Annotated in this window: 9 protein-coding genes and 1 pseudogene; 2 read left to right on the top strand and 8 right to left on the bottom strand. The window is 35.8% G+C overall.

From position 1 onward, the window contains the following. Window positions 1-15: 15 nt before the first annotated feature. The 4 genes and pseudogenes from HT719_RS07185 to HT719_RS07170 form a co-directional block, all read right to left on the bottom strand. Window positions 16-234, bottom strand: a pseudogene (locus tag HT719_RS07185) (hypothetical protein); the annotation flags it as partial. Window positions 235-256: 22 nt separating this feature from the next. After that, window positions 257-1501, bottom strand: coding sequence for a transporter (locus tag HT719_RS07180; RefSeq protein ID WP_172928700.1), 1245 nt, complete (start codon window positions 1499-1501; stop codon window positions 257-259). 487 nt (window positions 1502-1988) lie between these two features. Then, complete coding sequence (locus tag HT719_RS07175; protein WP_001291561.1) at window positions 1989-3206, bottom strand: tyrosine-type recombinase/integrase; 1218 nt, start codon at window positions 3204-3206, stop codon at window positions 1989-1991. Between the two features lie 81 nt (window positions 3207-3287). Continuing rightward, entirely contained in the window at window positions 3288-3491 is a 204-nt protein-coding gene (locus tag HT719_RS07170; RefSeq protein WP_000814511.1) for an excisionase, read from the bottom strand. Here HT719_RS07170 and HT719_RS11635 point away from each other — a divergent pair. Continuing rightward, window positions 3475-3726, top strand: a complete 252-nt coding sequence (locus HT719_RS11635) for a hypothetical protein (protein ID WP_001845478.1) — start codon at window positions 3475-3477, stop codon at window positions 3724-3726. The two genes, HT719_RS07170 and HT719_RS11635, sit on opposite strands and share 17 nt — an antisense overlap. Before the next feature lie 225 nt (window positions 3727-3951). On the opposite strand, the gene HT719_RS07165 is transcribed toward HT719_RS11635, so the two are convergent. Then, window positions 3952-4182 (bottom strand): helix-turn-helix domain-containing protein, encoded by a 231-nt coding sequence (locus tag HT719_RS07165; protein ID WP_000857133.1) that lies wholly within the window; start codon window positions 4180-4182, stop codon window positions 3952-3954. Beyond that, window positions 4179-4601: a sigma-70 family RNA polymerase sigma factor gene (locus HT719_RS07160; protein WP_000804885.1), complete on the bottom strand. Its 423-nt coding sequence runs from the start codon at window positions 4599-4601 to the stop codon at window positions 4179-4181. The genes HT719_RS07165 and HT719_RS07160 overlap by 4 nt, the downstream gene beginning before the upstream one ends. 504 nt (window positions 4602-5105) lie before the next feature. On the opposite strand from HT719_RS07160, the gene HT719_RS07155 reads away from it, so the two are divergent. Beyond that, window positions 5106-5459: a helix-turn-helix transcriptional regulator gene (locus tag HT719_RS07155; protein ID WP_001227347.1), complete on the top strand. Its 354-nt coding sequence runs from the start codon at window positions 5106-5108 to the stop codon at window positions 5457-5459. A gap of 59 nt (window positions 5460-5518) precedes the next feature. Here the strand turns inward: HT719_RS07155 and HT719_RS07150 are convergent, their stop codons facing one another. After that, window positions 5519-5686, bottom strand: a complete 168-nt coding sequence (locus tag HT719_RS07150) for a cysteine-rich KTR domain-containing protein (RefSeq protein WP_000336323.1) — start codon at window positions 5684-5686, stop codon at window positions 5519-5521. Window positions 5687-5804: 118 nt separating this feature from the next. Continuing rightward, a complete protein-coding gene (gene tet(M) / locus HT719_RS07145; RefSeq protein ID WP_172928698.1) occupies window positions 5805-7724 on the bottom strand; it encodes a tetracycline resistance ribosomal protection protein Tet(M) in 1920 nt (639 codons plus the stop codon). Window positions 7725-7774 lie beyond the last annotated feature (50 nt).

Genomic DNA, 7774 nt, shown 5'->3' with positions numbered 1-7774 from the left:
CCTGCGGCTAGTTTCCTACTTTGCTCTTTGATTTTCATTGAGTATGAATTTAAAGATAATCAAAATGATAATGATGGTTGCCAAGATAGTTTTATCGTGATTGTAACGGTTAAATCCATAAGCGATGGCTACGTTACCAATACCGCCAGCTCCAACCGCACCGGCCATAGCTGTTTCCCCAACAAGGGAAATCAAGGTCACAGTCGTCACACGAATCAAATCTGGAAGGCCTTCTAGTAAGCCTGATTTTCCTAGGTTAAAATTTTTTACCCGAAAAACTTCTTTTTTCTAGTGATAAAATCAACCCTATCACACTCACTACCAAAAACACCCACCAACACAGCCTAATATCTTGCAAAGCTAAGAAGGAAAATACAGACATCCCCAAGGGTAATGTTAGGGAAAAAATCATACTCAAGAGATTATTACTTCTAGCTAATACATCCGCACTCAAATTAGACAATAACAGAGTATCTAATTTAGGCATTGATTTCGACATCAAATACATGACAAAGGCTAAGCAAACAACACCTACTAGAGGAGAAAAATCTAAAATATTAGCAGTAGCAAGTAAGACAAACAGAATTGCATTGAGCGATAGCAAACTTGAAAACGACAATTTTCCAAAATAATCATGGGGAGTTAGGCTACCAAGAATAGCTCCTCCCAAACTAACACATTCAATTAAAAATAGAGCTTGAGCATAGCTGAGATGATAGATAGTATGGTCTAATAAGTAAAAGTGATAAATACCTCCAACAGCTCCTCCCAAAGTATTCATTACCAAAATGACAAGAATAATTTTAAACAATGATTTACTTTCTCTCTGTCTAAATATATCATCCATGTCCGCATAGATTGCCTTAACTTGTTGGAGTAAACTAATCGACTTATCCTCTACACTTACAGACAAATGCGTCAATTCTCTTCTATTTTTGAACAAAATGAGAGAAGATAGTAAAAAGAAACCAGCATTCACAATTGCAACAAAAGAAAAATTTTGATGACTGGTTGTGAGTAACCACACTCCTAAGGCTTGACCTCCTAGATTTGATAAATAGGAAACAAACTGAGTAAAGGAATAAGCTTCATAGAGCCTATCTTCCGAAATATTATGCTGGATAATCGGCATACGAAGACCTGCTGTATAATCTGATAAAATATCCGAACAGATATTAACCATACAGATAAAAGCAAACGTTACGAAGTTCTGGTCATGAATCACACCAGCAATCAAAAGAAATAGCAGACTTTGTACACAACCAACCCAGATAATTGTCCCTGCTTTATTCCGAGTATGATCAGCCTTAATCCCAACATAAAAAGTAAATAGAAAAGGTAAAATCGTAATCATATTCGCCATAAATACTGCTATATTTTTAAAGGGTAGACTCGCAGCATAAACGATAAATACCAGATTATAAATATAAGCTCCACTTGAGCTCAAAAACCTTGATAAGGTCAGTATTCTAAATAAATGATGTCTTAAGAATAGTTTCATAACAGGCCTTTCTCACATTTCAAAGAGTATTCTATTGAAATCAGTCTAACAAAAAAAGTGGGAGCCCCCACTTTTTTGTAATATATTTTTTCTGAAAATAGGAACTCTAGCTCCTAGATACTGCTATTTATCACTCCATCTACAAACCCATTTATTTTTCATCAGTCGATGTAATGAGAACATATTACAAATCTTCATTTGAGAGCTGACTTGCAAAATAGTTTTCATAGTATCTTGCACCATCTACATACTCTAAATCTTGTAAGATTGTAATGCCTCTCTGAATTTTTTCAAGACCCTTATTTTTTACATTAAACAAAGTATAAATTTCTAATTATCTTTTTATATTTTCTTAAATGCTCGTAAAGCCTTATTCTATGTGCTTTCGAGTATTTTTACTGTAGGAAGATACTTCACGTTTCTTTGCATATTTCCTCATGTCTTAGCTGTCAGAAGTGGTAAATAAGTAGTAAATTCATTTGTACTACTAAGCAACAAGACGCTCCTGTTGCTTCTCTTTATTCAAGCGTTTCATTTCTGCCATTGCAGAATCGAATGTTGCATGTGCGTAATAGTTCAGCGTCATGGCTATATTAGCATGTCCCATAATGTACTGTAATGCCTTTGGATTCATTCCTGCATTTGCATAGTTGGTACAGAATGTATGTCGCAAACTATGTGGAGTGATGTGTGGCAATTTATCCTCGTTATACTTATTGTATTTCTTAACAAGACCTTTCATCATGCCGTTGTAATCACTTGCCACTTTTGGATAGTTCTTTCTATTAAGAAAGAGGAAATCACTATATCCATCAATCTCAACACGCTTATCATTCTTTCGATTCGCTAACACTCGCTTAAATGCTTGATAGGCTTCTTCAACCATAGGAACTTGACGTTCGCCACTTTTGGTCTTTGGTGTTTCAATGTAGTACCCAATTTCAGTATCTCTCAATAGCTGATGGTCTATATTGACAAGACGATTCTCAAAATCTAAATCTGGAAGTGTCAAACCACCAAACTCTGAAATACGAAGACCTGTTTTTAAGAGTATCAGAATTTCATCATAATTTTTGCTGTAGGTTTTATCAGCTTTTGCAAAGGCTAACAGTTTTTCTTCCTGTTCTTCTGTTAGTACGGTCTTAGGGACAGTATCATCATCAAGAACTGCTTTCAGTTGAAAGTCAAATGGATTCTTCCGAACACAATCATCTTGTATAGCAATATAGAATGAAGCCTTTAAAGAACGTTTGTAGTTATTGATGGTTTGATAAGCATAACCATTTTCACTCATTCTAATAGCCCATTCTTTAGCGTCTGATGGCTTAATACTGTCAATACTTCTTACACCTAACTTGTCTTTCTTCAAAATATCCATAAGATATTTGCGTCCAGTTTCAGTGTTTTTTCTAACCTTTGGTCTTTGAGCGTTCTGTTTTGCGTAAAGCTGGCAGAGTGTCATTTTCTTTCCTACAACATCAATACCATCATGAATGTCTTTCTGTAACTCTGCGATTTTCTCTCTAAGTGAGATACAATCACGCTTTCCTGCTGGTACTCGGTCTGTAGCCACAAGTTTCCACGAGTAAACAAATTGCGGTTCTCCAAATGAATCTATATATTTGTATAAGTATCTTCCGTCTTTTCGTTGGCTCTCTCCAGTCTTTAAGATTCGACCTTTATTGTCACGTCTTTTTTCTGACATGGCATTTGCTCCTTTCCTTTATGGAAAGAGCCTTGATACGACTTAATACTATTTTATCATATACAAGACCCTTTGGCGACGCTAGATTGCGTCCAATGTATCTATAATTTTTTCAAATTGTTTTCGTTTAATCTGAATACGATTGCCATTCATAATCAGCCAATTTGCATTTTTATTTTCCTCTGCCAAGCGTCGTAGCTTGTTTTCGCCAATACGAAAATATTTTGACGCTTCTTCAATGGTTAGGGTATAACGTTCCCAAATAGGAATGTCAGTCTGCTTCATAAAATCCTCCTTTCCAAATCACTTATTTGGATTTCATAAAAGTTGTTTTACCAGCAATCGAACAGCTTTAGCAAAGCTCACGGGAGTTCCACCCCTGCATGGTTCTCATGTAGCCATACTCATTGCCTGCGACGGTTTTATCACGCTCGGACTATTGACTGTATGGGAGTATCATTATCACGATAAGAATGTCGTTGCAGGCAATCCTGCTAAAGATTGCTTCTCGGATCACTAACATGAATCGCTCGCTATCTTTATAAGATAGGTCATGGCGGTTAGTTCCGTTGGCTCTTTTCTTATCGAAACGTATTCGATTACTTTTATTCAGTTTTCAAAGAACAATGGCTCGTTAGCCTATCAAAACACATTGAAAGCTCAATATGCTTTGGTGGAATAACAAACCTCCCTGTTCGGGAAGCGTGGAATGGTTTAGCACGCTTCCACGAAAGGAGAGAGGATATTACTTAATTTCAAATGACAAAATCTTTGTAATCAGTCTGGTTTCCATTCTTCCACGTAAGACTTCATCAACGACCATACTTTGATTGCCATATTCATCTTTCATAAGTCGTAGGGAACGCTTCGTTATGTACCCTCTGTAATGATGTAGAATCTGGTTAATCGCTTCGGTATCGCCATCTGTTGCCTTTACAATGAGAGGAAAGGGAATCATAGGATATTGTGTTTTCATTCTTCAAATTCCTCCATAAACTTTTTAATTAAGGCTAGTCCACTGGTTCTATGCCGATAGACAGTAGAACGGTTCAATTTCAACAGGTCTGCAATTTCTGAATCGCTCATGTCCATAAAGTAAAACAGCAGTAGAATTTCACGTTTCTTGTCTGGCAACTCACGTAATGCTTCACTCAACAAATCATTTTCAACGCCTACTGATAACCCATTGAGTGTAAAAATCTGAAAGTCAGTTGAATAGTTATCTGTTGTCGCAAACTGGCTAACAAGATAATCGCCAACATCCGAAAAGGACACCTCACGCTTTGCAATCCTTGAAAGATAAAGCATATAATTCTTTCGCTCGTCTTCCATAGCACGTTTACAGATATAGTCAAACTGATTTTCTATTGTGGTCTGAAAAGAAGATGGTTTCATGTTTCTCACCCCCTTTCTGTCTAGGAAAGGAAGTGAGCCTTGCTCGTTTATCTCCTTTCACTCTTAGTCCCAATGTGAAAGGGGGATTTGTTGCATTACTGATAAATAAACTTTGTAAAAAAGTTCTGAATAGCCAAAAAAGCATATAAACAGATTTATTTCTCTGTTTACATGCTTCTGTTATTCTATCTATATGATTTATAAAACCACATTGGTGGACGTACTTATCTATTGCAGATAGACGACTTTTTTTGACAAGAACCCAATGTAAGGAAATTTATTGTATATGATGTACTTCATGGCGACGTTGACCTCCAACAAACCGCCATTTGGAAGTAATATACAATATTTTAACAGCGTAAATAGCACTACCATATAACGGTTTTTTTTATTGGCGTTTAGTAGTGCTTTTTATTAAATATAAACCTATAAACCATATAACACGTTTTTCTATACCTGTTTTTAATTCAGTAGGAACAATAAAATGTATAGAGGTGGTCTACTATGCGTAAAAAAGAAGATAAATATGATTTTAGAGCCTTTGGTTTAGCCATTAAAGAAGCTCGATTGAAACGAGGTTTAACTCGTGAACAAGTGGGAGCATTGATTGAAATTGACCCACGGTACTTAACTAATATTGAAAATAAAGGGCAACACCCCAGCATACAAGTTCTTTATGACCTTGTATCGTTACTTCATGTTTCCGTTGATGAATTTTTCTTACCTGCTAATAACTTGGTAAAAAGCACCCGACGATTACAGATAGAGAAATACATGGATAGCTTTACAGACAAAGAACTATCCTTAATGGAATCTTTAGCCAGCGGTATCAACGAAGCAAGAAACATCGAAGACTAATTAAAAGAATCCATACATAACGGAAAGAGCCGATAAAATGAGATTGTATTAATCTCATTTTATCGGCTCTGCGTCTTTGCGTCTGGCTCTGTAATCACAGTTACTTTGAACTGCTTTATTTCAATTAAATTTTCTTGTCTGCATTTCGGACAATAGAGGGGGAATTTTTTTAATTCAGTATCTTCCCTTATCTTTAATCGTGTTTTATTTCCACATACAGGACACAATATCCACTTGTAGTTTATAATAACTATCTCCTCCTTTACACTTTAATTCAAATCTTTATTAAAAAATATTTCATCTTATTTAACAAGAAACCATATTTATATAACAACATAAAATACACTAAGTTATTTTATTGAACATATATCGTACTTTATCTATCCGACTATTTGGACGACGGGGCTGGCAAACAGGTTCACCGGTAGTAACATGGTACCCTTTTAACTCTGTTAAACAAACACTACGTCCATTTGTAAAGAAAGTTAAATCACTACGATATTCTTGAATACACCGAGCAGGGATTTCTCCACTAAGAATGACCTCATTATTTTTCAATTGAGTGTCTACGATGTTCGCACAATATTTAGGAGCATCGATGTATGCTCGTGAAAGATATTCCTGTGGCGCATAAATTTTAAAACTAAGATATGGCTCTAACAATTCTGTTCCAGCTTTTTTTAAGACTTGTTCCAATACAATAGGAGCAAGCATCCGAAAATCTGCTGGGGTACTAACAGGGCTATAGTATAAGCCATACTTAAAACAGATTTTACAGTCCGTCACATTCCAACCATACAATCCTTGTTCACAGCCATAGCGTATCCCTTCCATAACTGCATTTTGAAATGATTGATTTAAGTATCCAAGAGAAACCGAGCTCTCATACTGCATTCCACTTCCCAACGGAAGCGGTGATACAGATAAACCAATGGAAGCCCAGAAAGGATTTGGCGGCACTTCGATGTGAATGGTATATTCTGCATTTTTTAACGGTCTCTCCATATAAATGACTGTAGGCTCTTTTAGTTCTATCTCCACATGATACTTTTCTTGCAACAGTGCACTAATCACTTCCATTTGTACTTTCCCTAAGAAAGAAAGTATAATTTCATGTGTCGTAGAATCCACGTAATATCGTAGAAGCGGATCACTATCTGAGATTTCCAAAAGGGCATCAAGCAACATTTCTCTCTGTTCAGGTTTACTCGGTTCAACAGTTGTTTGTAGTAGAGGGTGCGGATTTTCAATCTTTTTTCTCTGTGGCAATAGCTTTGTATCTCCAAGAACACTATTTAACTTCAAAAACTCATTTTGCAAAATAACAATTTCTCCAGAATAAGCTCTATCAATCTTACATAATTCACCATTTATTGAAGTATACATTTCTGTAACTTTTATTTTTTCTTTTTCTGATACTCTAACCGAATCTCGTAAATGTAGTACTCCACTATAAAGGCGTATATATGCAAGACGTTGTCTTTTTTTTGTATATTCAATTTTGAAAACATTTCCGCAAAGTTCAGACGGACCTCGATGTGTTGATGAATAAAATTTATTAGTAATAACTTCTATAAGGTTATCAATCCCTATATTACTTTTTGCACTTCCATGATAAAGAGGGAACAGAGAACAATTCTGAAATCTTATGCTTTCCTCTTGTTCGAGTTCCAATGCTTCTAATGATTTACCGGACATATATTTCTCTAAAAGGTCATCGTTTCCCTCTATTACCGTATCCCATTGTTCAGATTCGGTAAAGTTCGTCACACACATATTAGGATACAGTTCTACCTTCTGTTTGATTACAATTTCGGCAGAAAGTTTCTCTTTAATATCCTGATAAACCGTTGATAAATCAATTCCATTTTGGTCAATCTTATTGATAAAAAAGATTGTGGGAATCCCCATTTTCCTAAGTGCATGAAATAATATACGAGTTTGTGCTTGTACGCCATCTTTTGCAGAAATCAGTAGAATTGCCCCATCTAAAACTGATAATGAACGATATACTTCTGCTAAGAAATCCATATGTCCTGGCGTGTCTATGATGTTCACCTTCGTATTTTCCCACTGAAAAGAGGTTATTCCTGTCTGAATTGTAATTCCTCTCTGACGTTCTAAAAGCGTATTATCCGTCCTCGTTGTACCTTTGTCCACGCTTCCTAATTCTGTAATCGCTCCACTGTTATATAATAAGCTTTCTGTTAAGGTAGTTTTTCCTGCATCAACATGAGCTAAAACTCCAATATTAATAATTTTCATGTGATTTTCCTCCATTCAAAAACCCAAAAGGGCATAAAAATCCCAGTGAT

Origin of the sequence: Streptococcus sp. k-378 (assembly GCF_013277505.1) — a bacterium.
Lineage (GTDB): Bacteria > Bacillota > Bacilli > Lactobacillales > Streptococcaceae > Streptococcus > Streptococcus pseudopneumoniae.
Note: the sequence above shows the minus strand (reverse complement) of the source record. Positions and strands in the feature narration are given on the sequence as shown.